Annotated in this window: 26 protein-coding genes, 1 tRNA gene and 4 pseudogenes; 18 read left to right on the forward strand and 13 right to left on the reverse strand. The window is 29.1% G+C overall.

The genetic code is table 11. The annotated features are described in order from the left end of the window. Positions 1–2: 2 nt before the first annotated feature. The 11 genes and pseudogenes from ACWUD1_RS03955 to flgF all read right to left on the reverse strand — a co-directional run bounded on the left by ACWUD1_RS03955 (position 3) and on the right by flgF (position 9,278). On the reverse strand, positions 3–488 hold the full coding sequence (locus ACWUD1_RS03955; protein ID WP_472756494.1) for a CvpA family protein: 486 nt from the start codon (positions 486–488) through the stop codon (positions 3–5). After that, the gene (murG, locus tag ACWUD1_RS03960) at positions 478–1,566 is read right to left on the reverse strand and encodes an undecaprenyldiphospho-muramoylpentapeptide beta-N-acetylglucosaminyltransferase (protein ID WP_472756495.1); all 1,089 of its coding nucleotides are present in this window, start codon (positions 1,564–1,566) and stop codon (positions 478–480) included. Before murG ends, ACWUD1_RS03955 begins: the two co-directional genes overlap by 11 nt. Before the next feature lie 188 nt (positions 1,567–1,754). Next, positions 1,755–2,549, reverse strand: coding sequence for a pyridoxamine kinase (locus tag ACWUD1_RS03965; protein ID WP_472756496.1), 795 nt, complete (start codon positions 2,547–2,549; stop codon positions 1,755–1,757). After that, positions 2,546–3,580, reverse strand: a complete 1,035-nt coding sequence (gene tsaD / locus ACWUD1_RS03970; RefSeq protein ID WP_472756497.1) for a tRNA (adenosine(37)-N6)-threonylcarbamoyltransferase complex transferase subunit TsaD — start codon at positions 3,578–3,580, stop codon at positions 2,546–2,548. The genes ACWUD1_RS03965 and tsaD overlap by 4 nt, the downstream gene beginning before the upstream one ends. Continuing rightward, positions 3,546–4,472 carry a divergent polysaccharide deacetylase family protein gene (locus ACWUD1_RS03975; RefSeq protein WP_472756498.1) on the reverse strand — a complete coding sequence of 309 codons (927 nt, stop codon included), beginning with the start codon at positions 4,470–4,472 and terminating at the stop codon, positions 3,546–3,548. The genes tsaD and ACWUD1_RS03975 overlap by 35 nt, the downstream gene beginning before the upstream one ends. A 25-nt stretch (positions 4,473–4,497) precedes the next feature. Beyond that, positions 4,498–5,301 (reverse strand): sigma-70 family RNA polymerase sigma factor, encoded by an 804-nt coding sequence (locus ACWUD1_RS03980; RefSeq protein ID WP_472756499.1) that lies wholly within the window; start codon positions 5,299–5,301, stop codon positions 4,498–4,500. 123 nt (positions 5,302–5,424) lie between these two features. Next, the gene (locus tag ACWUD1_RS03985) at positions 5,425–5,754 is read right to left on the reverse strand and encodes a rod-binding protein (RefSeq protein ID WP_472756500.1); all 330 of its coding nucleotides are present in this window, start codon (positions 5,752–5,754) and stop codon (positions 5,425–5,427) included. Between the two features lie 2 nt (positions 5,755–5,756). Beyond that, on the reverse strand, positions 5,757–6,752 hold the full coding sequence (locus ACWUD1_RS03990; protein WP_472756501.1) for a flagellar basal body P-ring protein FlgI: 996 nt from the start codon (positions 6,750–6,752) through the stop codon (positions 5,757–5,759). A gap of 212 nt (positions 6,753–6,964) precedes the next feature. Further along, the gene (locus ACWUD1_RS03995; RefSeq protein WP_472756503.1) at positions 6,965–7,624 is read right to left on the reverse strand and encodes a hypothetical protein; all 660 of its coding nucleotides are present in this window, start codon (positions 7,622–7,624) and stop codon (positions 6,965–6,967) included. Next, positions 7,621–8,417, reverse strand: a pseudogene (gene flgG / locus ACWUD1_RS04000) (flagellar basal-body rod protein FlgG). The gene ACWUD1_RS03995 and the pseudogene flgG overlap by 4 nt, the downstream one beginning before the upstream one ends. A gap of 12 nt (positions 8,418–8,429) precedes the next feature. Continuing rightward, positions 8,430–9,278, reverse strand: a complete 849-nt coding sequence (flgF, locus tag ACWUD1_RS04005; protein WP_472756504.1) for a flagellar basal-body rod protein FlgF — start codon at positions 9,276–9,278, stop codon at positions 8,430–8,432. A gap of 271 nt (positions 9,279–9,549) precedes the next feature. Between flgF and ACWUD1_RS04010 the strand changes: the two are divergent. The 18 genes and pseudogenes from ACWUD1_RS04010 to ACWUD1_RS04095 all read left to right on the forward strand — a co-directional run bounded on the left by ACWUD1_RS04010 (position 9,550) and on the right by ACWUD1_RS04095 (position 24,091). Next, a pseudogene (locus ACWUD1_RS04010) lies at positions 9,550–10,086 on the forward strand (DUF2147 domain-containing protein). A gap of 79 nt (positions 10,087–10,165) precedes the next feature. After that, positions 10,166–10,699 carry an adenine phosphoribosyltransferase gene (locus tag ACWUD1_RS04015; RefSeq protein ID WP_472756505.1) on the forward strand — a complete coding sequence of 178 codons (534 nt, stop codon included), beginning with the start codon at positions 10,166–10,168 and terminating at the stop codon, positions 10,697–10,699. A gap of 140 nt (positions 10,700–10,839) precedes the next feature. After that, a complete protein-coding gene (gene rplU, locus ACWUD1_RS04020; protein WP_472756506.1) occupies positions 10,840–11,154 on the forward strand; it encodes a 50S ribosomal protein L21 in 315 nt (104 codons plus the stop codon). Then, a complete protein-coding gene (locus ACWUD1_RS04025; RefSeq protein ID WP_472756507.1) occupies positions 11,154–11,486 on the forward strand; it encodes a ribosomal-processing cysteine protease Prp in 333 nt (110 codons plus the stop codon). Before rplU ends, ACWUD1_RS04025 begins: the two co-directional genes overlap by 1 nt. Beyond that, entirely contained in the window at positions 11,473–11,718 is a 246-nt protein-coding gene (gene rpmA / locus ACWUD1_RS04030) for a 50S ribosomal protein L27 (RefSeq protein WP_472756508.1), read from the forward strand. The genes ACWUD1_RS04025 and rpmA overlap by 14 nt, the downstream gene beginning before the upstream one ends. 33 nt (positions 11,719–11,751) lie before the next feature. Next, positions 11,752–12,735 carry a GTPase ObgE gene (obgE, locus tag ACWUD1_RS04035; protein WP_472756509.1) on the forward strand — a complete coding sequence of 328 codons (984 nt, stop codon included), beginning with the start codon at positions 11,752–11,754 and terminating at the stop codon, positions 12,733–12,735. Positions 12,736–12,809: 74 nt separating this feature from the next. Continuing rightward, a complete protein-coding gene (gene nadD / locus ACWUD1_RS04040; protein ID WP_472756510.1) occupies positions 12,810–13,382 on the forward strand; it encodes a nicotinate (nicotinamide) nucleotide adenylyltransferase in 573 nt (190 codons plus the stop codon). Beyond that, positions 13,383–14,564 (forward strand): LCP family protein, encoded by a 1,182-nt coding sequence (locus ACWUD1_RS04045; protein WP_472756511.1) that lies wholly within the window; start codon positions 13,383–13,385, stop codon positions 14,562–14,564. Further along, positions 14,539–14,889 (forward strand): ribosome silencing factor, encoded by a 351-nt coding sequence (rsfS, locus tag ACWUD1_RS04050; protein ID WP_472756512.1) that lies wholly within the window; start codon positions 14,539–14,541, stop codon positions 14,887–14,889. Before ACWUD1_RS04045 ends, rsfS begins: the two co-directional genes overlap by 26 nt. 111 nt (positions 14,890–15,000) lie before the next feature. Next, positions 15,001–15,291, forward strand: coding sequence for a septation regulator SpoVG (gene spoVG / locus ACWUD1_RS04055; RefSeq protein WP_472756513.1), 291 nt, complete (start codon positions 15,001–15,003; stop codon positions 15,289–15,291). A 64-nt stretch (positions 15,292–15,355) separates the two neighbouring features. Continuing rightward, positions 15,356–15,427: transfer RNA gene (locus ACWUD1_RS04060), tRNA-Gln, on the forward strand. Positions 15,428–15,450: 23 nt separating this feature from the next. Continuing rightward, on the forward strand, positions 15,451–15,999 hold the full coding sequence (locus tag ACWUD1_RS04065) for a 50S ribosomal protein L25/general stress protein Ctc (protein ID WP_472756514.1): 549 nt from the start codon (positions 15,451–15,453) through the stop codon (positions 15,997–15,999). A 7-nt stretch (positions 16,000–16,006) separates the two neighbouring features. Beyond that, on the forward strand, positions 16,007–16,573 hold the full coding sequence (pth, locus tag ACWUD1_RS04070; protein WP_472756515.1) for an aminoacyl-tRNA hydrolase: 567 nt from the start codon (positions 16,007–16,009) through the stop codon (positions 16,571–16,573). Next, on the forward strand, positions 16,573–17,889 hold the full coding sequence (tilS, locus tag ACWUD1_RS04075) for a tRNA lysidine(34) synthetase TilS (RefSeq protein ID WP_472756516.1): 1,317 nt from the start codon (positions 16,573–16,575) through the stop codon (positions 17,887–17,889). Before pth ends, tilS begins: the two co-directional genes overlap by 1 nt. Beyond that, positions 17,886–19,792: pseudogene (gene ftsH / locus ACWUD1_RS04080) on the forward strand (ATP-dependent zinc metalloprotease FtsH). Before tilS ends, ftsH begins: the two are co-directional and overlap by 4 nt. A gap of 20 nt (positions 19,793–19,812) precedes the next feature. Further along, positions 19,813–21,289 (forward strand): annotated as a pseudogene (locus tag ACWUD1_RS04085) (hypothetical protein). A 19-nt stretch (positions 21,290–21,308) separates the two neighbouring features. Next, on the forward strand, positions 21,309–22,946 hold the full coding sequence (locus tag ACWUD1_RS04090) for a S1C family serine protease (RefSeq protein ID WP_472756517.1): 1,638 nt from the start codon (positions 21,309–21,311) through the stop codon (positions 22,944–22,946). A gap of 44 nt (positions 22,947–22,990) precedes the next feature. Further along, complete coding sequence (locus tag ACWUD1_RS04095) at positions 22,991–24,091, forward strand: thymidine kinase (RefSeq protein WP_472756518.1); 1,101 nt, start codon at positions 22,991–22,993, stop codon at positions 24,089–24,091. Here the strand turns inward: ACWUD1_RS04095 and ACWUD1_RS04100 are convergent. After that, the gene (locus ACWUD1_RS04100; RefSeq protein WP_472756519.1) at positions 24,088–24,705 is read right to left on the reverse strand and encodes a hypothetical protein; all 618 of its coding nucleotides are present in this window, start codon (positions 24,703–24,705) and stop codon (positions 24,088–24,090) included. The genes ACWUD1_RS04095 and ACWUD1_RS04100 overlap by 4 nt on opposite strands. A gap of 49 nt (positions 24,706–24,754) precedes the next feature. Then, the gene (gene tmk / locus ACWUD1_RS04105) at positions 24,755–25,363 is read right to left on the reverse strand and encodes a dTMP kinase (RefSeq protein WP_472756520.1); all 609 of its coding nucleotides are present in this window, start codon (positions 25,361–25,363) and stop codon (positions 24,755–24,757) included. Positions 25,364–25,418: the final 55 nt, after the last annotated feature.

Here is a 25,418-nt window from a genome sequence, read left to right on the forward strand (position 1 = left end):
TATTATCCTTTTGATATTTTAAAGAGATAGTTAATTCCAGGATAAAGATATTCAAGCAATTTGCTTCCTCCTAAAAATAAGTTGGGATTAAAGATTTGTTGTGAATGAATTATGTATACTACAATTGCAATTATTCCAAAAGCTTCAAATAAACCGAGAATTAGTCCAAGGAGCCTGTTAAAAAATAATAATCTGAGATGATTTATTATCGATTCAATTAATGCTTGTAAAATTAAAAATCCTACGTGTATTATTAAAAAAAATACTAATAATGCTTGTACGTATGATAGATCAAGAATAGGTGAGATTAATATTTTGAAATCATTGGTTTTATTATAAAGTAAAAATATTAAAGTAAAAATCTCAACAAATCCAGCAATTTCTTTGATAAATCCACGCAAAAATCCCCTAAGTCCTAGTGATGAAAAAATTATTATTATTAATATGTCAACTATACCGGTTATTTTGAAAGGATTGTTAACTAGCATTTATTTCCTTTAAATTTTTAAGCAATAGCTTGGCTATTAAGCTTGATGACTCTTGATTGTGAAATTTTTTTATGTTAATTCTAAGTGTGTTAAATTTTTCTTTATTTGCTAAAATCTCTATTATTATATTGATAATTTCGTTTTCATTTAGGTTTTCTTCGTCTATTCTTAAACATGCATTTTGCTCTTCTAGTAGTTTTGCATTTCTGACTTGGTCTCCTCTTGAACCCTTTACAAATGGAATGAAGATTACACATGCACCAGCATTAGCGAATTCTTTAATAGCACCCGCTCCTGCTCTGCTTATTATTATGTTTGAAAATTTTATTATGCTTGCCATTTCTTCTGCATTAAAGAATTGACGTCTTAAATAATTATTTTCTTGAGTTGTATTTAGATTATTACCGCATTGGTGAATAAAATATGCATCAATTTGATTTTTGATATTAAGAGTTAATTTATTTAAAACTTCTGCTCCAAGTGAACCTCCAAGTACGCTAATGATGGGCTTTTGTGTATTTTGAGTTAAATTTTGGATAATATTTGGATTTGGGTTTAAGAATTCTTTTCTTATTGGTGATCCTGTGTATAAGATATTTTTATTTTTGAAGTATTTTGTACTTTCTTTAAAGCTTATATGTATTTGGTTTGCGAATTTTGAATTTATTTTTGTTGCAAGTCCCGGATCAAGATCCATTTCATGAGTTATGCTTCTTACCCTAAGTAATCTTGCTGCAATGATTGAAGGGGTCGATACAAATCCTCCAGTTGCATATACAATTTGGGGCTTATATTTTTTTATTATGAAAAAGCTTTTGATTATTCCAAGTATGACTTTAAAAAAATCAGTAATATTTTGTAGTGAAAAATATCTTCTAAGTTTTCCTGATGGAATTGAAATGAACTTAATATATTCATATTCTTTTATGATTTTGTCTTCCATTGAGTTTTTTTTGCCTATCCAAAAAAATTTAATATTTGGATCAAGTTCTCTTAAGTTTGAAATTATTGCTATGCCTGGAAAGATATGTCCTCCCGTTCCTCCACCTGTAAAAAAAATAGTTTTTTTATCTTTCATATTATTTTTCATATATTGGTTTAAGTTTATATATATAGTAATTATTCTATTTTAATTTAATAATGCATCTGAATGCAACTTTTATATATTGTATTAAACTTTGATTAAACTATTGATCTATTATTGAAAATAATTGTTTGAACTTGTAAAGAGGGCTGTAATATTTTGTATTAAATTATATTAATGGGTTAGAAAGTGTTTGTTAAAAATTGCTCAATTTGAATACCTTCTTTTTTCGACGCATTGTTTTTAATTGAATATTTGATTATTGAATGAATAACTGTAGTAGCCTTTTTTAAAGCAGATTCTATATCGAACGTTTCCAAATATCCTATGAGGAGACTTGCAAATAAATCACCTGTACCACTAAAATTTTGTTCTAATTGCTCTGAAAAAACTTCAAAATATTCTTTTGTTTTACGGTTATAAGCAATATTGCCTATGAGATTTCCTTTTTCTACGCTTGTAACTACAACCGTTCCTTTTGTGTCAAGGCTTGATATTGCTTTTATTATTTCGTCTTTAGTTTTTATTCTATTAGTCTGAGTTAACATCTTTAATTCTGTGATATTAGGGGTTATGATATCTGCATGTTTTATTAGACTTCTAAATCCACTTATGATTTGTTTGTCAAAAGTAGGGTATAGTGTTCCATTATCTGCAAAGACGGGATCAATGATGATTTTATCAAATTTGAATAACTGGAACATATTTTTTATTATTTTTTGTTGATTATTACTTCCAAGAAATCCACTATAGAATATATCAAAATTTTCATTTTGATTTTTCCAGGATAAAATAAATTTTTTTAACTTATTTGTTAAATCTATTATTTCGAATCCTTTATAGTTTGTTGTTGCTGATAAAACGGCAGTGACAAATGGGCAAACTTGCATGTTAAATGATGATATAACAGGTATGCACATTGTAAGTGATGCCCGTCCTATAGTTGAAATATCATGCATAGCGAGTACTCGTTTCATAGGATGACTCCTTTTGGATGCTGATTTGGTTGTTTATGTTTATAGTTTTCTATTCTTGAATTTGCATCAGTATCAATTGAACTTGCTCCATATTTTAAATACATAAGGTAGCCAATTCCGGCAATCATTGCTCCGTTATCCGTGCAAAGGTCAATAGGAGGATAATACGTTTCTATATTAAGCTCTTTGATTCTTTCTTTTAAATAAAGATTACTTGCAACACCTCCTGATATGATTAATTTTTTTATATTGGTATCTTTGACTGCTCTTTTAATTGGAACAATTAAATTTTCAAAAGCTACTCTTTGAAAACTTGCGGCAATGTTATTGTTTGTTATATTTTCATTTTTATCTTTAAATTTTTTAAGTTGATGTATGCATGCTGTTTTGAGTCCTGAATATGAAAAATCATATCTATTTTCTTTTTTATCAAAAATTGTAATTGGAAAATTGAAAGCATATTGATTGCCATTTATGGCAAGTTTTTCTATATTTGGTCCACCTGGAAAGCCCATTTTGTAGTATTTTGCTACCTTATCAAATGCTTCTCCACAAGCATCATCAAGTGTACGTCCAAGTATTTCAACTTCATCGAAGTTATTCTGTTTTGCAAGGATTGTGTGTCCTCCACTAAGGATTAGAGATAGAAAAGGATATTCTATTTTTTTAGCCATTAAAGGAGCATAGAGATGACCTAGAATATGATCAATGCAAATTAGAGGTTTTTTAAGGGCAAGTGACAAACCTTTAGCAAAGTTAACCCCAACAATTAGGGAGCCAATAAGTCCTGGCTTAGATGTTACTGCTATTAAATCAATATCTGATGTGTGAATTTGAGCATTTTTTATTGCCTTTTGACAAACAGACATGATAAATTCTGTGTGTAGTCTTGAAGCAATTTCTGGTACTACACCATAATATTTTTTGTGTTCTTGTTGACTAAGTTTAATATTACTCAAGATATTGATACCATCTTTTACTATGGCTGCGCAGCAGTCATCGCATGAACTCTCGATTCCAAGCACTATCATTATTTTCCTCTTTTTGATAAAGGTATATTAGATTTTTAAATTCAAATTCTTTATTTAGACTTTCTGATTCTTGTTTTAGTATTTTAAGCGTGTTTTTTGACCAAATATGACCTATTACTTTTACAATACCTGTTGTTCTTGCTATTTGCTTTGCTCGACCAAGCGCTTTAATGACCGCTTGTTCATTATCTTTGTTATCAAGAAATATATCTCTTTGCTCTACCATGATTCCAATTTGCTTACCAATTTGTACAGATATGCTGTCTGTAGTAGTTAAGCTATCGAAAAAGTATCTATTCTTTTCTTTAAGTTTCATTAGAATAATTTTCATTATATTTTCATTTGAGGTAATAAGGCTTCCCATATGATTATTCATGATCTTTGCATTGGGATAAGTTTTGAATGTTTTTTCAATTTTGTCTCGTATTACAGATTCGTTATCATTGATGTTTATATGAAATCTTTCTATTGAATTTTTATATTTTGATTGCATCGGAAAATGAATCATTGTGATTTTGTTTTTGTTTATTAGTTTATTGTAAAAATCCATTGATTTTGGCAAAAAAGGTATGATTGAAAAATTGATGTTTAAGTCAATTTTGATGAATTCATTTAACATAAATTCATCATAGCCAACATCATCAATTATGAGATAGAATTTGGGTTTTAAATTATTAAATTTTAGACTTTTTTGTGTTTTCATTAAATTTGTATTTTTGATTTTTTGTAATTTTTCTTTGAGGTTGAAATTAATTTTCTTTGAATTTGATTGCATATATGCAAGACTAGAAAACATTACAATTATTGAAGCAAAAGATGTGGTGATAACAAACAATATTGTGATTTTTGATTTATATTTTTTTAGTAAAATAAAAGCATTCTTAATATTCATGCCTATAATTTAATGCTGGCTCTATTTACTGATAGAGTTCTTCTCTGAGTTTTCTGAGGACTCTTTTTTCAATCTGTCTTACGGTTTCTGAGGATATTCCAAGTTCATTAGAAATATCTTTTAAAGTGCTTTTTTTGTCACTGTTATCTAAATTATATCTTTTTCTTATAATGTACCTTTCTTTATCGTTTAGTTTTGTCTCTAATATATGATTAAGATGTTTTAAGGTTGAATTTTGTTCAAGAGTACTCTCAGGATTAAAAGAATTATCTTCATAAAGATTTAGAAGTGTAGAATTTTCCGAACCTTCTATTTTTTTATCAAGAGAATATTCTTTTTCAAGATAAGGAATGATCTTGACATATTGAGCTGTTGTTAAGTTAAATCTTTCCATTATGTCTTCTTTTTTGGGAGCTTTTTCTTCTTCCATAAGGTATTTATTTATTTGGAGTATTAGGTTTTCTTTTCTGTATGGTACTTTTACAAGTCTTGTTTTAGTGTTTAATGCTCTTTGGAGAGACTGCTTAATCCAAAATGAAGCGTAAGTTGAGAATTTGGTATTTTTGCTTGGATCATATTTTTCAGCGGCTCTAATTAGACCTAAATTTCCTTCCTGTATTAAGTCTTCAACTTTTAATCCTTTACCCGCATATCTTTTAATTATTTTTAAAACAAGACGTAAATTGGCATTTATCATTTTATTTTTGGCTTTTAGATCCCCGCGTTTAATTTGTTTTGCAAGCTCAATTTCTTCTTCATGTGTTATTAAATTGTGCTCTCTTACTGATTTTAGGTATATGTTTAAATCTTCATTACTAAATATATTCACAATATTTCTCCCATCTTTTAAATTTGTTATGTATCAACATTCTTCTCCCCCTTTAATGTGATTCAAAAATCATACCAACTTAGAAAATAATTCGTATTTAGTAATATTAATTATTTTCTAAAGTTATTGACCCTTAGCTATTTGGTTATAGATTAAATCAGCAAGCTTAAAGCTTTTAGATTTAGCTATTTGTTTTGCTCTTTCTAAATAGAGCATATCTTCGAAAATTTCTTCTGTCTGACCCCCGTTAATTAAATTATTTTCTTTATTTAAAGAGTTTTTCATGCTCTTAAGCATTTGATTGACAAATATTGCCTCAAATTCTAGTGCAGCTGCATAAAGTTTATTGTCATTTTTGATTTGATTTGTTTGAGTTAATTTGTCTTGTAGGCTTTTTATATGTTTCATTTTGTTGGTGATTCTTGAATTTTGTAGATTGATTTTGTTTATCATATTTATTTCTCCAGAATTAATTCTCCATGTAATTTATTAATTTTTGCAGCAGCTTTAATTATCTTTATTAATTCTTCGTTGCGCAGTATATCTGCATTTTTTGATATAAATTCATTCAGTTTTATTTTTTGTATTTCTATTTTTATTTTTCTGTTATTCTTGTTTTCAAATGAACTTATGTCATCTCTTTCAATTGATAGTATAAGGGGACCTATTTCTGCATTTGTACTTGCTATAATGATTTTGTTTTGTTCGTTTACTAAAACTTTAGGCATGGTATCTATTTCTATTTTTTCAATTTCTTTTAATAATCCAATTTCATTAATATTAACTTCTATGATATTACCCGATTTGATATTGTTGTCTATATTTTTGCTTTTCAGATTTCTGCTTATTGAATCTGCTAAATTATAATCCTCTTTTTTAAGAATTATATTGTACTTTGTAGAACTATTATGTTCATGTATTGTTGCCCCATTTAATATATACCCTGTACCTTTTGATTTCGTATTAATTGTTATTGGACCTGATGCGGTTGCTAGTACTTTGCCTTTAGTGTCTTTCAATTCTGTTCTTAAGAGAATACCATTTGTTAAATCTTTTGAATCTAGCATAGATGCTATGTAGACATCTTGATTTGTGCCTTTGATCATATTTCCACTTATATTGATAGTTGCGCTTACTAATGCAATATTTTTACTTTCCGTATTTGTTATATCTATTTCATTTATTCCAATCTTATTTAAAGTTTTATTTAAAATTTCTTTGTTTTTAATAGAATCTCCCTTATTAGTAAGTCCTACTACGATTCCAATTCCTGTTAATGTGTGTGAATCGGTAGATCTTATTTCGGCCATATCCTTTAATTTTGTTCGTTCACTTATTTGATTGATAATATTGTTTCCATTAGAAGGAGTTCTTGAAAGTTGATTTTCTTGTGCAAATGAATTTAATGCCACATTTAAGTTTAATATTGCTAATATTATCAGCTTTTTCATGATTTTATTCCTTGTATGGCAATATAGTTTACCTTTATTTTAATATTATTTCAATTGTCTTTAGTCTATTCATTTTTGCTTTGGAGTTGTTTATATACTTTAAAATTTAATTATAACATTAAAGAAAAATTTCTTATAGTGATTTCATTATTATAATGGAAGAATAAAATTAATAATGAATTTGAGAGAGAATTTATATACTTAGATGTTCATTATTGTTGTTTTTGTATTTGATTTAGTTTTAGCATGTTGTTTTTCATAATATCTTTTAGTACAATGTATTTACTTTCATTTAATTCGTTTAAGCTTAAAGTTTCATTGTATATTGTTGTATTTATTTTATATTTAAAATAAACGTTATTTTCGTTTAAACTTTGACCTGTTTTTAAATCTGTTTTTGCGAATACAATTGGCTCTATTATGTCAATATACATATTTACTTTATTATGTTTTTGATAATTTTCAAATTGTTTTGCATAATAAATCAAAGTTTTTTGTATAGGTATATTTTTATAAGAGCTATCTTTTATTGCTTTGAATTTGAGATTGTTAGAGAATTTGTTTTCTATATTGATTTCTGATTCGTCAAAACTAAATTGTAGTATGTAAATATTTTTATTTGCTAGATCTTTTGTGATGAAGTTTATCATTTCAAATATTATTTGCTTTTGTTTAAAATGTGAACCTATATAAATTTGTGATAAATTATTATTATTGCACATTTTTGAGTATCCTTTTGAAAAAAAATATGTCTTGCTAGGATGTATTGTAAAACAGGTGTCATAAGTAGCATGCGGCATTATTTGTGATAAGTTAATTGTAAGCGAATAGACTATATAGACTAATATAAGCTTATTGTCAGTAGTTTTCATTGCCTTTTTAGATTGTTGGCAATTCCTAGCATATTATCTGAGGTTTGAATTGCTTTTGAGTTTATTTCATAAGCTCTTTGTGCAACAATCATTGTAACCATTTCTTCTGCAATTGATACATTTGACATTTCAAGGATACCTTGTCTTATACGCCCCATTCCATCATTGCCTGGAGTTCCTGATATCTCTTCTCCAGAACCAATAGTTTCTTTAAAGACGTTGTTTCCAATTGCATTTAGGCCTGCTGGATTTACAAATCTTGAGATTTCTATTTGGCCAAGTTCAATTGGATTAGGATTATTATCAACTTTTACGGATATTACACCTTCTTGAGATATTGTAATAGAATCTTTTATGTATCCCTCAGGAAAGGATATATCAGGTAATAATTTATATCCTTGATTTGTCACAAAGTCTCCATTCGCGTCAATTTTGAAAGAACCATCTCTGGTGTATCCGTAAGTACCATCTGGTAGAAGAAGTTTATAAAATCCATCACCTTCAATAGCAATATCAGTGTTTATATTTGTGGTTTTTAAGTTTCCTTGTTCAAAGATTTTATGTGTTGCTGATACTTTGGTTCCGTGTCCAACTTGGTTGCCTATAGGGCTTACTGTGTCTTCGGTAGCAGGAGTGCCCGCTCTTCTTTGTGTTTGGTATATTAAATTTCAAATTCTGCCCTTGTCTTTTTAAATCCCGTAGTATTTACATTTGAGAGATTATTAGCAATTGTATCTACATTATATTGTTGTGCTTTCATTCCGCTGGCTGCTGTCCAGAGTGCTCTCATCATACTTCAAACCTCCTAAAACTTTCCAATTTCATTAATTAATTTCCCAAGAAGCAAGTCTTCAGTTTGTATTGTTTTTTGATTTGCTTCATAGGCTCTGTTAACTGTAATCATTGATACCATTTCATTAATTGCGTTCACATTTGATCCTTCTAAAGCACCAATTTCAATTTTAGGTCTTGAATTTATTGTGATATTTTGGGCGTGTCCAGATATTTCTGTGCTTTGCCAGAGTGAACTTCCTTGCTTTTTTAAAAATCTTGGCTTTTCAAAATTTACAATTTTGAGATTATCAAAGAGTTCATAGTGTTCCCATGAATTTTCATATTCACTTACAAGTCTTTTGGGGTTTCCTTCAAATATTGGGTTGTAAAATATTTGGCCCTGATCCGTTATTTTAAAATTATTATCTTTTAGATATATATAACCTTTCTCTCCAAGCACAGGATATCCATCTTTTGTAACAAGAATACCTTCTTTTCCAAGCGTGAAAGAACCATTCCTTGTATATCTTTCTCCTTCTGGGGTGTGAATAACAAAAAAACCTTCATCAGTTAATGCTAAATCAAGAGGATTGCCGGTTATTTTCAGTGGCCCTTGTTCAAAAGAGGAATAGATCTCATTTTCTTCAACCCCCGTGCCAAGCTTACCAATAACAGGTGCTGTTTCTAGATATCCTTTGGGAAATTTATAAAGACCATCATCATTGATTCGCCTGATCAGCATTTCAGGGAAGGCTTTCTGTACAGATAAATCTTTTTTATACCCTGTAAGATTGATGTTTGCTAGATTATTAGCAATAACATCCAATTTATGTCTTTGTGCCATCATTCCGCTGGCAGCAGTATAAATGCCTCTTACCACATCAAACCTCAGTGTTTTCTTATTTTTAATGTTAATTTTAACATTAAAATTGTTATATATCAATTCTAACAATTTTAGTTTCTTTATTGTGTGTATTTTTTACATTTTGCGTCTTAAGTTAAGAGTATCAATTTGTATTGAATAATTTTATTTAAATGGCATAAAGTGTGCTTTTGCAAAAAGTATAAAATAGTATAAAATAAATGTATAAATTTTCGTTGTTATGGTCTATTGAAGTTGTTGGCTTAGAGACTAATGTTAAGGAGGTTTCATGAGTAGGAATCTATTAAAAATCACATTTTTATTTTGTTTTTCTTATTTTGTATTTGCAGAATCTGAGAAAACAGAAAACAAAAAAGACGGTAGTGAAGTTTTAGGATATTGGGTTGGGTATGATGATGCTACCAATGTTAAGAATTCTGTGATTTATGTATATAAGTATAATGATAAAGTTTATGGGCGAATTTTAAATGTAATCAAAGGTGGCAAGGTATATGATGTTAATAATCCTTCTGGTTCTAAAGTTGTGGGTTTTGAGCATTTAACTACCGAAGGCCTTGATTTTATGTGGGGACTTAAATATTTTGAAAATCCTGAGAAGTGGGATAAGGGCAAGATCATTGATCCTAATAATGGCAAAATTTATACTTCTGAAATGAGGATAGATTGAAAAACGGGCAATCTTGTTACTAAGGGGAAGGTTTGGATTTTTGGCAGAAGTAAGATTTGGACAAGAGCTAAGGAAGATGATATTCCAAAATTAGATGTAGATGGTATAATACCAAATCCTCCTGTGACAGAAAAATGATATTTTTTTAAAAAATAAAAACAATTAAAAGGCATGAGAGGATAAAAAATTAAGTGTTGAATTTTAAGGAAAATCTTACATGATAGATAAAACGGAATATTACGACGGGTTTATTATAAAAGTATCTAACTTCCCAAAGGAAGGTATACTGTTTTATGACATTACTAATGTTTTGCTTAAAACAGAAGCATATAAATCTTTAATGGAAGATGTGCATGCTTTTTATTCTTCAAAGAAAATTGATTGTATTGCGGCTATCGAATCAAGAGGATATCTTATTGGTGCGCCTTTGGCTTTAAAAATGGGTTTGCCTCTTTTGCTAATTAGGAAAGGGGGTAAGCTGCCAAGACAGATTTTAAGGGAAGAGTATGAGCTTGAATATGGAGCTAGTAGTCTTGAAATACATAAAGATGATGTTAAAAAGCATGCAAATGTTTTGTTAGTCGATGATGTTTTAGCTACTGGGGGCACTTTAAAGGCGGCTGCTATGTTGCTTCAAAAGGCAGGTGGAGTGGTATCTGATATATTTTGTTTTATTGAACTTGTGGGTCTTAATGGTAGGGATATCTTAAGTGAGTATAGATTAAATTCTCTTGTTAAGTATTCCTTATAGTTATTTAATAAATATTAATATTGTTTTTTTGTGTTAATTAAGAGAGACTTGGTAAAACAAATGATTTGATCAAATTTGAATAATTGACTTTACATTTTATTAAATTTATAATACTTAGCTGAATATGAGAGGTGATTGTGATGTATGCGTTGTTGGAAATAAAGAGTAAGCAATACAAGGCGGTTATGGGAGAGATGTTAAAGATAGATAAGATTGGGGCTTGTGAAGGTGATAAATTAGAATTTAATAATATAATGCTTGTAAATAAGGATGGTGATGTAAAGATAGGAAAGCCTTATGTTCCAGGTTGTTGTGTAAAATGCACTTATATAGGGGACAAGAAGGATAAAAAGGTGATTTCTTATAGGTATAGGAGAAGAAAGGCAAGTGAGCGAAAAGTTGGACATCGTCAGTCTTATTCTTATGTTTTAGTTAATGATATAATTGTTAGTTAGTGATTAATGTTCTAATAAAGACACGTGACAATATAGTTGTTTATATTTTAGCTAATGGGCATGCTAAGGGTAATAATGGTATTAATATAGTTTGTTCTTCTTTTTCTTTTATTTTAAGGACTTTTTTGAGTATTCTTGATTATGAGAGAGAGAATTTTATTATAGATAATGCTGTGAAAGGTTATTTAGAGTTTAAGGCATCTTTTAAGAATTTGAATAAGCAGAGTCTTTTGTATTATAGTGGGTTTTTGATACGAGGAATAAAAGATTTATGTTGGGAATATCCTTGTGATATTAAATTGATTTTGGAGGAAATTAATGGCAACAAGTAAAAGCGGTGGTAGTTCTAAGAACGGAAGAGATTCTATATCTAAGAGACTTGGTGTTAAGCGTAGTGGTGGGCAATTTGTAAAGGCTGGAGAGATTATTGTAAGACAGAGAGGTACGAAATTTCATAAGGGCAAAAATTCTGGACTTGGCAGAGATTATACGATATTTGCATTAAAGGATGGTATAGTAGAGTTTAAAACTTGTAAAGGCCGAAAGTATATAAATATTATTTAATATAATATTTGAGATATTATATTTGAGGTTGATTTGCATATATTTAAAGACTATGTAAACATAACTGTGTCCTCAGGCAATGGAGGTGCTGGATGTGTTTCCTTTTTGCGTGAAAGATTTAAAGCCAAGGGAGGCCCTGATGGCGGTAATGGGGGGAAAGGTGGAAATGTAATCTTTAAAGTTAAAGCAAATCTTAAAACTCTCTCTCTTTATAAAAATGGTCAAAGACTTATTGCTGGCAATGGTAAGCCTGGGATGGGTTCTAGGAAGAGTGGGGCTTTTGGTAATGACTTGATTATTTTTGTTCCCCCAAATACTTGTGTATATGATATTTCTACCAATTTTTTGTTATTTGAGTTGCAGGATCTTGATGATGAAATTGTTGTATTAAAGGGCGGAAGAGGTGGACTTGGAAATGCACATTTTAAGAGTTCTATAAAACAGATACCAAGATTTGCTCAACCTGGAGAATTTGGTGCTACCTTAGATTTGCGTCTTGAATTAACATTGATAGCTGATATTGGGCTTGTTGGGCTCCCTAATGCAGGCAAATCTTCTCTTATTTCTAAAATAACTGCTTCAAAGTCAAGGGTTGCAAGTTATCCTTTTACTACTCAAATACCGCAATTTGGTGTTTTGAGAGTTTTTTATGATGATTTAGTAATTGCTGATATTCCTGGAATAATTGAGGGTGCAAGTCAAGGTGTGGGTCTTGGACTTGAATTTTTAAGGCATATTTCAAAAACTAAAATCTTGGTCTTTTTGATTGATGTTTCTAGCAATAATTTTATGGATGCTTATAATATTCTTATTGATGAACTTAGAGCATATGATATTAAACTGTTGAATAAGAATCGAATAATTATTGCCAATAAACTTGATTTAGAAGGGGCCATTGAGAATTTTGCTCAGTTGAAAAAAACTTTAAGTGGGGAAAGAGTTTTAGGAATTTCTATTTATGATAATAGAGGCCTAGATGAACTGATTAGTGAACTTTTTACTTTGTCAAGAATTTGAAAAAAATTGTTATATCTGAAGTCTTAAAATTGATGTTATTCAGATTTTAATTAAATACATAATATGGGAGATATATGAAAATAGCAATATTGGGTGGCACTTATAATCCTGTTCACATTGGTCATTTATTCTTAGCAAAAGAGATAGAGCATTTATTGAATGTTGACAGAATACTTTTTGTTCCTACTCATAATCCTGTTCATAAACCTGTTGAAAATGTTAGTGTTCAGGACAGAATTGAGATGCTTAAGTTGGCGCTACAATATGAAAGTAATATGTTGATTGATGAATGCGATATCATAAATGGTGGAATTACTTATACTGTTGATACTATTAATTGTATTAAGAATAAGTATGTTCATGATGATATATATTTGGTAATTGGGGATGATTCTTTTGAGAATTTTTCTTCATGGAAGAATCCAGAGAGAATAGCTGAATCTGTTAATCTTGTGGTTGTTCATAGGATTTATAGTACTAAACTAATTAGTCGGTTTAAGCATGTTTATATTGATAATAGAATGTTTCCTATTTCTTCTTCAGAGATCAGAAATAGGATTAAGGAAGGATGTCCAGTAGATTATTTGCTTCCCTTTGATGTTTTACAATATATTAAAAATAATAATTTATATGTTAAAGGTAAATAGTTGAGAAAAGAATTATTTTTTTTAGTTTTAATGGTTTTAATAGTTCTTGGTATTATAATTTTTTTTGTTGATAGTTCTAAAAGAGAGCAGATATATTTTGAATTGAACACTAAGAGTAATATTAGCTTTTTATTTCTTGTAGAAGATAATAATAATAATCTTTTGAGCATGCAAGAGATTTTTATTAATATCAAAACAGGCAATGTTGGATTTTTGGATATTCCTGTTTATACGGGTTATGAAGATTTGAAGGGAAATATATCTTGGTTTGAAGATTTGTATAAAAAAAATAGCTTTAGTGAGTTTTTGGCTAAGGTGTCTAGCCAATTAAATCATGAGCCCGATTATTATATTCGTTTTAAAAAGAATAATTTTGTAAAATTTGTTGACTATCTTGGTGGAATACGACTTCTTGTTAAAAATTCTGTTAAAGTGTACAGTTCCTCACGTCCTATTTTAATATCGGCTGGCAACTCAATTTTTGATGGAGATAAGGCTTATGATTATTTGAGCTATTTCAGAGATATTGCTTCTTATGATGAAAGATTTGAATTTTTTAAGGAATTTTTCAAAAAAATCTTAATACAATTTTCAGATTTTCAAGAAGAGTATGATTATTTTTCCAAGATGTATCTTATGTTGGAAACTAATCTTTCTGAGACCGTATTTGAATATATTCTTGCTAATTATAAAATCAATAATGAGAAATTGATTTTGATTAGTATTAAGGGTCAAGAGGAAATATTTAAGGATGGTGATAACTTAATTAAAGTTGTCTTTCCTTATTATGGTGGGGCAGTTCTTAAGGAATCAATAGAAAATCTAAATAAAGACTTGATGGGTGAAGGTAGAAATGAAGAGGCAAACAAAGTTGTTATTTTAAATGGTACTCAGACTGCTGGACTTGCAAGGAATGCGGCAGAAATTTTTAAATCTTTTAAATTTAAAGTTGTTAGATTTGGCAATGCAGATAGGCATAATTATTCTCATACAGTAATAATAAATAATTCAGATAATTTAGAGATTGCCATTAAGGTTGGGGATGTAATTGGAGCTAAGAATATTAAACCAATTTCTGAGTTTCATATGGATACTTTAGGACTTGATATACCCGAAATGAGTCCTGATGTAATAATTATTTTAGGAGATGATTTTGATGGGAGATATGTTAAGAACAGATGATGTTAAAACATTGTGTAATATTATATCTGATTTTGGCGGAATTGATGTTTTAGGTATTAATGTTACTTCTGTTTGCAATTGGGCTGATTTTTTTATTATTGTTTCACTTGCATCATTTAAGCAAATGGAAGCTTTGTATACTGAAAGGTTGGAGACCTTTTTTAAGGAGATGGAGTTTGATTATTGTGTTCAAGGAAAAGACTTTAGTTTTGATTGGACAATTATTTCATGTGAAGGATTAGTCATACATTTAATGAGTGAAAAGGGCAGAGAATACTATGAGCTTGAGAAAATATGGGATAAGGGAGAAGTTATTTATCCTTAAGAGTTTTTAATTAAAGTAATTTAATTAAAAAAAATAAAAATATCTCAAAAATTATTTACAAAAAATTAAAAATATTCTAGATTTAAAACATGTATTTAGGGAGGCCTAGAAGTGAATATTACAGATGTAAGAATTAGGAGAGTTGATAATAAAAATTTCGGTTCAAAGCTATTGGCATATGTGACGGTTACTTTTGATGATTGTTTAGTTTTGCATAATATCAGGGTTATTAGGGGGCAAAAAGGTGTTTTTATTGTTATGCCTAATAGGAGAACTAAGGCCGGGGAGTATAAGGACATTGTACATCCTATTAATCAAAGCTTCAGAGAACTTTTGCAAAGTGCTATTTTTAAAGAATATGTTAAGGAAAATCCTTTAAATCTTGGTCTTGAAATGGGCTAATAAAATATTATTGACAAAGTTTATTGTATTTTGTATCCTTTTGACTTATGGATAATTAAGTATTTGGGACGTCGACAAGTGGTAAGTCAACTGGTTTTGGTCCAGTCATGCGAGGGTTCGAATCCTTCCGTCCCAGTATTTTATATTAGGAGTTTCATTGTGGATAGTAGTAGGATTTTAAGATATGAGAGTAGGTCAGATTTTGGATCTTTGTTTGCGCGTAGGATACGAGCAAAATCTGATATACCGGCTGTTGTGTATGGAAAGGAAGATAGTGTTTTGCATATAAAGATTAAGAGTAGTGAGTTTAATAAAAAGTTTGCGAAATTTACTGATAATACTGTATTAGTTTTAAGTGATGGAGAAGTTGAACGGTGTGTTTTTATTAAAGATGTTAGTGAAAATCTTACTAAAAGATTTATTTATCATATTGATTTTTATGAAGTTGATAGTACTAAAGATATTGAAAAAGATGTTGCAATTAAATTTGTAGGTGCATCTATTGGTGTTAAGGAAGGTGGATCTTTGAGTGTACTTAGGACTAAAGTCAAGGTTAAGTCTTTGCCTTTAAATTTGCCAGAATTTATAGAAGTAGATCTAACCCCTGTTAAGAGAGGCGATCAAGTAATTTTGAAGGATGTTAAGCTTCCTGATAATGTTAAACTTGCTGAAAAGGATGAAAATTTAGCTATTTTACTTGTGAAATGAAAAAATTATGAATTTGTTAATAGTTGGCCTGGGGAATCCCGGGTCTAATTTTTTGCATACTAGACATAATGTTGGTTTTGAACTTATAGATAAATTGGTTGCAAAGAATGATCTTTCTTTGTGCAGATTTAAAAATTATGAGTATTCTGATTTTAAAATTAAGAATAAACGAATAGTTTTAATTAAGCCCTTAACATATATGAACTTAAGTGGCAGCATTTTTCCTTCTGTTTTCGCTAAGTTTTGTATGAAGATGGCTAATTTGTTGGTTGTGGTTGATAATGTTGATTTGCCCTTAGGAAAATGCAGACTAAAAAAGATGGGGGGTGTGTCTACGCATAATGGACTTCGTTCTGTTTCTGGTAGTCTTGGGAGTACGAAATATAGTAGACTTTATATTGGGGTTGGCAGTAATGAACAGTTTAGTCTTAAAGATTTTGTTCTTGCGAAATTTAGTGATGATGAGACTAAGTGTATTGACAATATATTTGACTTTTTAAGTGAAGAGATATTGGATATTGATGAGCTAAATTTTGAACATAAGGTTGCGACTATTAATTCTAGTAGTTTTTGATGTTTTGGAATAATATAATAACAAGAATAGATCATTTTTATAAGAAAAATTCTTTAATTAAAGGGAAAGTAATTGTTGCTTTTTCTGGGGGTGCAGATTCTACTGCCTTGCTATTAGGGTTAAAGAAATATTTAAATAATGATGTTATTGCGCTTTATTTTGCGCATTGTATAAGATCAGAGTTTGAGCAGAATTTAGAAATAGAACATATAAAAAAATTTTGTGATTTTTATAATATTATTTATCAGATAAATAGATGTAGTGTTGATATAAAGAGAGAGTCTAAGCGACTTAATGTGTCAGTTGAAGAGCTGGCCAGAAAATATCGTTATGATGCCTTATTAAGGGCTTTTAATGAAAATAAAGCTATTTATATTGCTATTGCACATAATAAAAATGATCAGTTTGAGACTTTAGTGATGAGATTTTTCCAAGGTTCATTTTTAGATGGGTTTTCTGGTATTCCAATTATCAATGGTAATATTATTAGACCTTTACTTGAGGTATCAAGAGAAGAAATAGAAAAATTTCTTTCTTTGAATAATATTGTTTACTGTATTGATAGTACTAATTATGAAGATTTATATTTAAGAAATAGAATTAGAAATAATCTAATTCCAGTTATTAAAAAAATTTTTCAAGGATATGAAAGAGGTCTAAAAAGGATAGCTGATTTTTCAGGTGAGCTTGTGAATTATTTTGATAGGAAGGATTTTCTTCACCCTAGTAAGGGTAACTATTATTATTTTTTTGATGCTATGGTTTTTTTTAGTTTGCCAAAGTATTTGGTTTTTAGGAGTCTTTTTAAGATTTTAAACCTAGAGGGTATTATATCAAGTTTGTCATATGGAGCTTTAGGTGAAATTTTTAGAGTAAATCTTGTTGATAAAAAAAGTAAAATTTTACTTAAAACCAATGATTTTTTTTTAGAAAAGCGTAAAGACAAAGTTAATCTTATCTTTAAGAAATCCGAGGAGCTGCGGGAGCCTTTTGATTTTTTCTTAAGAGTTAATGAATATCATAGTTTATCTTTAGGTAAGATTTTGTTAGAATATTTGGAGTGTGAAGATGATTCTATGCTAACAGTAAGATGTTGTTCTTATGAGTTTAGGCATAAATTTTTTAAAAACAAGTTACAATCGAAGAAGTTCTTTTCTAAGTTTGTAAGGTATAATCCACTTTATTTAATGTTGTTAGTGTTAAATAATAAGATAATTGGAATTATTGATTTAAATACTTTAAACTTAATATGGAATGATAAGAGTATTCTTAAAAAAATTAATATATCTTTGTTCGGAGGATTTTTAAAGGAATGAATATTAACAATAATAATTTGAATAATAATGGTAAATCTAATAATAAAAAGAAAAATAAGAATTGGATTTTAGTCCTCGTTATAGTCTTCTTAATTTTAGCAATATTCATGTCTTATTTTATGCGGGGTGGAGAGAGTTATAAGAACGTTCCTTATAGTACATTTCAAACTTATTTAGATAGTGATTTAATTGAGTCTGTTGTAATAATCGATAAAAGTCAAATTCAGTTTATTGTCAAAAATTCAAATTTAGAGAAATCCCATTTTTCTACTAATATTCCTTATTTTGATATTAATTTGTTGTCTGAACTTAAGGCTAAAAAAGTTGAAGTGAGTTCTGGCAAGAGTCAAGCATCTTTGATTGGTGTTGTTCTTCAAACTTTACCATGGATATTATTTTTTATTTTTTTCTTTTTTATATTTCGTCAAACTCAGGGTGGTGGTGGCAAAGTTTTTTCATTTGGAAAGAGTAATGCTCAAAAGTATGAAGCAGGTAAGAATAAGATTACTTTTAAAGACGTTGCTGGTCAAGAAGAGGCTAAGCAAGAGCTTGGTGAAGTAGTTGAATTTTTAAGAAGTCCTACAAAATTTGAAAAAATAGGTGCAAGGATTCCAAAAGGTGTTCTTTTAGTTGGTTCTCCTGGAACAGGAAAAACTTTATTAGCCAAAGCTGTTGCAGGTGAGGCTGGCGTGAATTTTTTTCATATGTCAGGGTCTGACTTTGTTGAAATGTTTGTAGGAGTTGGAGCAAGTCGTGTTAGAGATTTATTTGACAATGCGAGGAAAAATGCCCCGTGTATAATTTTTATTGATGAACTTGATGCTGTTGGAAGAAGTCGTGGTGCTGGTCTTGGTGGCGGTCATGATGAGCGAGAGCAAACTCTTAATCAGTTGCTGGTAGAAATGGATGGTTTTGGAACATATACTAATGTAATTGTAATGGCAGCAACAAATAGGCCAGATGTTCTTGATTCTGCTTTACTGAGACCTGGGAGATTTGACAGGCAAGTAACAGTTACTCTTCCTGATATCAGAGAGAGAGAAGCAATACTTAATATACATGCACAAAAGACTAAACTTTCAAAAGACATTGATTTAAAGATAATAGCAAGAGCTACTCCTGGTGTTAGTGGTGCTGATCTTGCAAATTTGATTAATGAAGGTGCTTTGATAGCTGCAAGGAATAATCAGCTTGAGATTTTTATGCATGATTTAGAAGAAGCTAGAGATAAAATATTAATGGGTGTTGCTAAGAAATCTATGACTATTACTGACAGGCAAAAACTTGAAACAGCTTATCATGAAGCAGGGCATGCTTTGTTGCACTATTATCTTGAACATGCTGATCCCTTACATAAGGTTACTATTATTCCTAGAGGTAGAGCTTTAGGAGTTGCTTTTTCTCTTCCTAAGAAGATAGATTTTCAATAAATAAAAATCAGATTCTTGATAAAATTAAGATATGTTATGGAGGCTATGCCAGTGAGCAAATTAATTTGGGATTTACTACAGCTGGTGTGCAAAATGATTTAATGCAAGCTACTAATTTGGCAAAGAAAATGGTTACAGAATGGGGCATGGGAGAGGATGTTGGACCAATATTTTTGGTAGATGATGAAGCTCCGATTTTTCTTCCAAAGGAATTTTCTAAATCAAAAGCATATTCTGAGAATACTGCTGATAGGGTAGACAGAGAAGTAAAAAGGATTCTTGAAGGTTGTTTAAAAGAAGCGTCAGATATCTTGATGAAACATAAAGATCAGTTGGTTAAGCTTGCAGAAACTTTGGTTGCAAGGGAAACTTTGACAGACAACGAGGTAAGAGAGCTTTTAGGATTTGAAATTATAGTAGATGATAATGAAAAAACCTTAAAAGAGTCTAACTTGGAGATAATTAATGAGTAAATAAGCTTTTAAGGGGTCTTATGAGTATCTTAAAAATTATGTTCCTAATTTTATTTTTAGCGAATTTAAATGCTAATTTAAAGGAGATGAGTACAGATATCTCAGAGATTCTTTTCATTGAAGCAAAAAATTTTGTTGGCACCCAAAGAGAACTTGATATGTTGTATGGTTCTCTTGAATTTAATTTAAAAAATTCAGATTCTCTTTATGAACTTTCACTGAGAAGTGATATTCCATTGCTGGATAGGATTTATTTTTTAAAATCCGCTATAAAGATTGATAATTTTAAGTTTATAAAGCCTAGAGAGTTATATTATCAGTATTTTTCATTGATTCTCCTCAAAATGAAGATATTAATAAAAACAGAGAAATTATTGAATTTTATGATAAACTGGATGGTGATTTACAAAATGATCAAGACTTAATTTATATGAGACTTGAGGCTTCTAGTAGACTTAGAGATTTTAAAGGAAGTTTTGGTAAAGTTTTAGCAAAGTCTTTTGCTATGTATAGTGATGATTTTAGATTTTTTAAATGGTTTTTGAAGGAAGATAAATTTTTTCCAGCTCTTTTTAGCAAACTTAAATTAAAAGAAGACTCATTTTTTAAAAGTGACAATATTGATTTTATTTTTAAGAATACATTATTAAATGAACCTAATTCTGTTGCTTTATTTACTTTTTTAAAGAATAAGAGCAAAGAATTAAACGGTATGCAGAGTATTTATTTGCTTAAATATAAACTTTTGACACCTGATGAAGCTTATATGATTTTTAAAAAAGAGCCCCCTAAAACAATAGGTGAATATAAAATGTTTTATGACCTTTTAAAAGATCCTAATATACAAGATGAATTTTTAAGTAATTATAAAACTTTGTCAGGCATGTGTTTTGTGGACGATAAAAGCAATGTCGCGATCTTTGAAGATGGGCATTTAGTAAGTTTTTTTTCAAAAATTGTAAATTATGCTACAGATTCAAATTTAGGTAATGAGTATTTTAATAAAATTTATTTCAAAGATAAAATGCCTATTCGTTATGAGAATACTTTGCTTAGGTATAAAGTTAGTTATTCTGTTTATCCTTATGTCAGTATGATTGAGATTGATTGTGAAGATAAAAAATGTGTATATACTTTTGCTTTCAATTCTTTTCAATATGAAATTTTTGATGATTTTAGTTATAACTTTGATTATGTAGGAATAAATAAATTTTTGACAGCTAATATACCAGAAATTTTTCTTCCTACAGTATTAAATTTAAATCCAAGGCAGGTGTCTAATTTAAATATTAAAAAGAGTTTAATAAATAAAAAAATTTTAAATAATTCTGATGTTATTGAAATTAAGAGTTTTTCTTTTGGAAATTTAGTTTCAATTTATAGAAAAGTTAATGGATTTCAAAATTTAATTATGTTGAAATTTATGATAAAGGAGTTTTAAAAGTTAAGAAAGTTATCTTAGATGATACTTTTGATATCTATCATAACATCAATTAACTTTTGATAATTATTATTGATGCATAAAAAAATTTTTATTATATTGATGTTAATTTTTTCATGCAACACAATAAAAGACATAGAAGACAAACAAATTTATTATATTCCATCTGAGAGCATAAGTAAGCATATTGAAGATAATAATTATGAGATAGCTCTTTCAAGTTATTATAATTTAAAGAATAATGGTTTTAATATGAATGCTATCGTCTTAGACTTAAAAGATAAAGCTTTATCTGGGATTTATAATGAATATCTTAAATTTTGTGAGGAAGGGGAATATGATAAAGCACTCTTTAAGCTTGAGACTTTAAATTTATTCGGTATTATGCTTAATGAGAGTAGAGAACAATTAATTCTAAAGCATCTTAAGAGTTTAAAGAGCAGGGATCCAATGCTTGCGAGTTTTTTTGCAAAATATTATTTGTTCGATAGTACTTTTGATTCTTTAAAAAGTTTTATTATTAATGAAAAATATTCCTCAAGGAATGTCTTGCTTGATACAGCTGTATTAACAGTTTGGGTAGATATGGGTACTAAAATTTCAAATGGCCGTGGATTACCAAATATTTCTTTAGGTTCTGCTTTTGTTGTTGATAGCCTTAAAGGCTATGCTTTGACTAATTATCATGTAATTAGTTCTCAAGTGGATAATAATTACCGTGGAGTTTCAAATCTTTATGCCAGACTTCCAAGAGGCAAGGGTGAAAAACTGCCTGCAGAAGTGATTGCTTATTCAAAGGAAATGGATCTTGCTTTAATTAAGGTTGCATTTAAATTAGAGCATCAATTTAATTTAAATTATTCCTCAAATATTAATGTTGGAGATAGGATTTATGCCATGGGTTCTCCTATGGGTTTTGAGAAAACTATTACTTCAGGAATAATTTCTGGGAAGAATAGAAACTTGTTATCTGTGGGTGATTCTTATCAAATTGATGCTGCCATTAATCAGGGAAATTCTGGAGGTCCTGTGATCAATGAAAGAGGTGAATTTGTTGGACTTACATTTGCTGGGATTTTACATTCTCAGGGGCTCAATTTTGTTATACCTTCAAAATGGGTTTTAAAGGTCTTGCCATTTATGTATGGAGGTGGCAGTTTAAAAAATAAATGGTTAGGATTCACTTCATCAGAGAGTTTAAAAAAATTGGAAGTATCATATGTAGCTCCTAATTCTCCTGCGGATATTGGTGGACTGAGAAGCGGAGATTCTATTATCAGTGTGGATTCTTTAAAATTTGATAGCTTAAGAGAACTTCAATATTATATCTTACAAAGAAAATCTATGGTTAAAATTAAATATAAAAGAAATGATAAGGAATATGAAACTTATCTATACCCACAAGACCGACCAAAAGATGTTATTACAAATATTATAGAGTGTGATTCTTTTAAGAATGTGATGGGGGCTTTTTTGGGTTTGAATTTGAATTTGATTGCTGGGAGAGAGTATAGAGTATCTAAGGTATTTACGAATAGTCTTGGTGATGATCTTAATTTTAAAACAAATGATGAAATTTTTGTTTATACTTTTAAGTATATTAATGATAAGAGGGTATTTGCCTTATTGCTTTATGTGAAAAGGCTATTTTCAGGATATTTAGGAGCTCCTTTGCAACTTGTTATTCCCTTTGATTCTGTTGTATTTGTATAAAAAATATTTTAATTTTAATGGGGTAATTTTTTGTGAGTTTTTATTTGAATTTGGTAAGCGGAGATACTGAATCCAAGCTTACTAATATTGTGTCTATTAGTCATTTTGATTTTAAGGATAACTTAAATTTAATGCTTATAGTTGGACCTATGGGTAGTGGTAAGACAGAATATGCTGCTAAGGTTTATAAAGATTCTCTTGTTATTAAGAACAAATCTTCTAAAGTATTGAATTCCATTACAAAGGGGAGTAGATGCAGGGCCAATGTATTTTTTATTAGAAGTCTTCTTGATAAGAAAAGATTTAAAAATTATCCGGAAAATGTTATTCCTTATAGAGGTGGTGGAAGTGATAAGATTGATGGAGTTGATTTTGCGAGCAACTCATTCGATGTAAGTCAGTTGATAGATGATCATCCTGAATATGGGACTTTTATTATTGATGAGACTTGCTTTTATGATGAGCGTTTGGTTTTTGTTTTGAATAAAATCTCATTAGATTCAAATGTGTTATTTATACTTCCTACCTTACTGTATAATTTTAGGAAAGAAATATTTAATAATACCATTAAACTTTTGATAGAATATTCAGATAAGATTTGCAGACTTGGTGCTTATTGTGAGCACATCAATTGTATGGATGAATCTTTTTTAACATATAGATATTATTCTTATGAAGGCAAGGAAATAGCAGCTCCTTATTTTGATCCTTTGTTGATTGTTGGTGGCGATGAGTTTGTTGAATCTGCTATTTATCCAAACTATGCGACAAGATGTTCTAGGCATCATTATCTTGTTGGTAGGGAATATTTTTTTACTATTCTTAAACCTTTTGCGTTGTTTTATGCTCAAGGTGATAAAAAATTACTTGAAAAGGAAATCTTTGATCTAAGTAATAATGTTAGGAATTCAAATTTTGAAAATTCTCTTTTAATTGAATCTAGGGGAAGATATGATATTTCAGTGCTAGAAAATTTATTTAAATTGCCTTTTTTAGCAGAGAGATCCTTAATTATGCTTTCATTGGAATGTAATATTCTTAGTAAGGGAGATTTTAAAGAGCTTGTTGATAAATTTTCTCTTAGTAAGGATTATCTTCAAAAGGTAATTGTTTCAAAAGAGCATAAATGGATTTTTGAGCACTAATAATAATTTGGACTTTGTTGAAAAATTTTTTTTGTTTTTTCAATACGTTTTAATTCTTTTTCAATGATATGATAATAATCAAGTTCTTTTGTTGTAATCCTATGGTATTCATCTTCCCAATTTGTTATTCCATCGTCTTGCATTTTGGTGAATTTATACTTTTGCAATTGTTTATGATATCTTAAAGCTTCTGTATAATAGTTAGTGGCTATTTTATACAAATTTGTGGCTTTATTTAAGTTTTCAAGAATTCCCTTCTTTTTGGGTGCTTTATAGAAATATGCATGTCGTGTGTCGAATAAGTTTCCTAAATACAGGTGTTGCTTGACAAGGAGTAGATTGACATGCATTTTAAAGAGAAGTTTATATTTATCCCATTCTTTTTTTGTGTCTACTTTTGCTAAAGAATAATTTGGATTTCCGAATGGGTATTTTAATGCGTTTTGTAAAAAAAATATATTTCTTTTATAGTTGGCAGGGACTTTTTTCATTTGTTCATTAAAAATGACATACCATTGTTCAGCATAGAAAATTTTTGATGATGCATTTATGTTGGTTATAAGTAAAATTGAACATATTATTGTACATAATGCAGAAAAGTTTTTACAAAACATATTGATACCTTTTTCTTTAATTATATGATTTTAATAATCAAATTTTATATTAAAATTTGATTAATTCAAAAATTTTTTGTGGGCTTATGTCTAAATCTTCTTCATTTGAGTTTTCAATGTATACGGTATCAATTATCTTATTAAAGATTTTAAGCATTTCTGTGTATTTGGAATTAATTTCTTGTAACTTTTTTGCTTCGGTTTCAAAAATATCAGTTTGTTTTCTATTTTCTTGAATACGTTTATATGCAATATTGGGGTCTATTTTTATAAAGAAAAGTTTTTCAGGAAGTGGAAAGTCTTTGTTTAGTTTATATCCCAATTCTCCTTGATATGCTATAGATGAAAATAGATATCTATCAGTTATTACTTTTGTTTGTCCTTGGTTTAATATTTTTATTATTCCATTTTCTTTATTATATAAATGTTCATATCTGTCTGCTACATATAAGTATGCCAGTGATGTTTGACTTAGGGGATTTTGAAGGTTGTTGAGTTGCGATCTTATGAAATTTCCAATTATCCCTTGTGAGGGCTCTTTTGTGAAGTGATATTGAGATTTGTTATTGCATATTTTTTTTAGTCTTTGAATGATACTTGTTTTACCACTCCCATCTATTCCTTCTATGCAATAGAAATTTTTTAAAATTGTATTCAAAAGAATGGTCTCCTTAGACGTTTGTTTAAGTTAGATACTTACTTTAAGTATTATA

Source organism: Borrelia tillae (assembly GCF_055693965.1).

Excerpts from the sequence above, each read along its gene's own strand:
- ACWUD1_RS03955 (WP_472756494.1), bottom strand. The coding sequence starts at position 488 with ATGCTAGTTAACAATCCTTTCAAAATAACCGGTATAGTTGACATATTA.
- murG (WP_472756495.1), bottom strand. The coding sequence starts at position 1,566 with ATGAAAGATAAAAAAACTATTTTTTTTACAGGTGGAGGAACGGGAGGA.
- ACWUD1_RS03965 (WP_472756496.1), bottom strand. The coding sequence starts at position 2,549 with ATGAAACGAGTACTCGCTATGCATGATATTTCAACTATAGGACGGGCA.
- tsaD (WP_472756497.1), bottom strand. The coding sequence starts at position 3,580 with ATGATAGTGCTTGGAATCGAGAGTTCATGCGATGACTGCTGCGCAGCC.
- ACWUD1_RS03975 (WP_472756498.1), bottom strand. The coding sequence starts at position 4,472 with ATGAATATTAAGAATGCTTTTATTTTACTAAAAAAATATAAATCAAAA.
- ACWUD1_RS03985 (WP_472756500.1), bottom strand. The coding sequence starts at position 5,754 with ATGATAAACAAAATCAATCTACAAAATTCAAGAATCACCAACAAAATG.
- ACWUD1_RS03990 (WP_472756501.1), bottom strand. The coding sequence starts at position 6,752 with ATGAAAAAGCTGATAATATTAGCAATATTAAACTTAAATGTGGCATTA.
- ACWUD1_RS03995 (WP_472756503.1), bottom strand. The coding sequence starts at position 7,624 with ATGAAAACTACTGACAATAAGCTTATATTAGTCTATATAGTCTATTCG.
- ACWUD1_RS04015 (WP_472756505.1), top strand. The coding sequence starts at position 10,166 with ATGATAGATAAAACGGAATATTACGACGGGTTTATTATAAAAGTATCT.
- rplU (WP_472756506.1), top strand. The coding sequence starts at position 10,840 with ATGTATGCGTTGTTGGAAATAAAGAGTAAGCAATACAAGGCGGTTATG.
- rpmA (WP_472756508.1), top strand. The coding sequence starts at position 11,473 with ATGGCAACAAGTAAAAGCGGTGGTAGTTCTAAGAACGGAAGAGATTCT.
- nadD (WP_472756510.1), top strand. The coding sequence starts at position 12,810 with ATGAAAATAGCAATATTGGGTGGCACTTATAATCCTGTTCACATTGGT.
- rsfS (WP_472756512.1), top strand. The coding sequence starts at position 14,539 with ATGGGAGATATGTTAAGAACAGATGATGTTAAAACATTGTGTAATATT.
- pth (WP_472756515.1), top strand. The coding sequence starts at position 16,007 with ATGAATTTGTTAATAGTTGGCCTGGGGAATCCCGGGTCTAATTTTTTG.
- tilS (WP_472756516.1), top strand. The coding sequence starts at position 16,573 with ATGTTTTGGAATAATATAATAACAAGAATAGATCATTTTTATAAGAAA.
- ACWUD1_RS04090 (WP_472756517.1), top strand. The coding sequence starts at position 21,309 with ATGCATAAAAAAATTTTTATTATATTGATGTTAATTTTTTCATGCAAC.
- ACWUD1_RS04100 (WP_472756519.1), bottom strand. The coding sequence starts at position 24,705 with ATGTTTTGTAAAAACTTTTCTGCATTATGTACAATAATATGTTCAATT.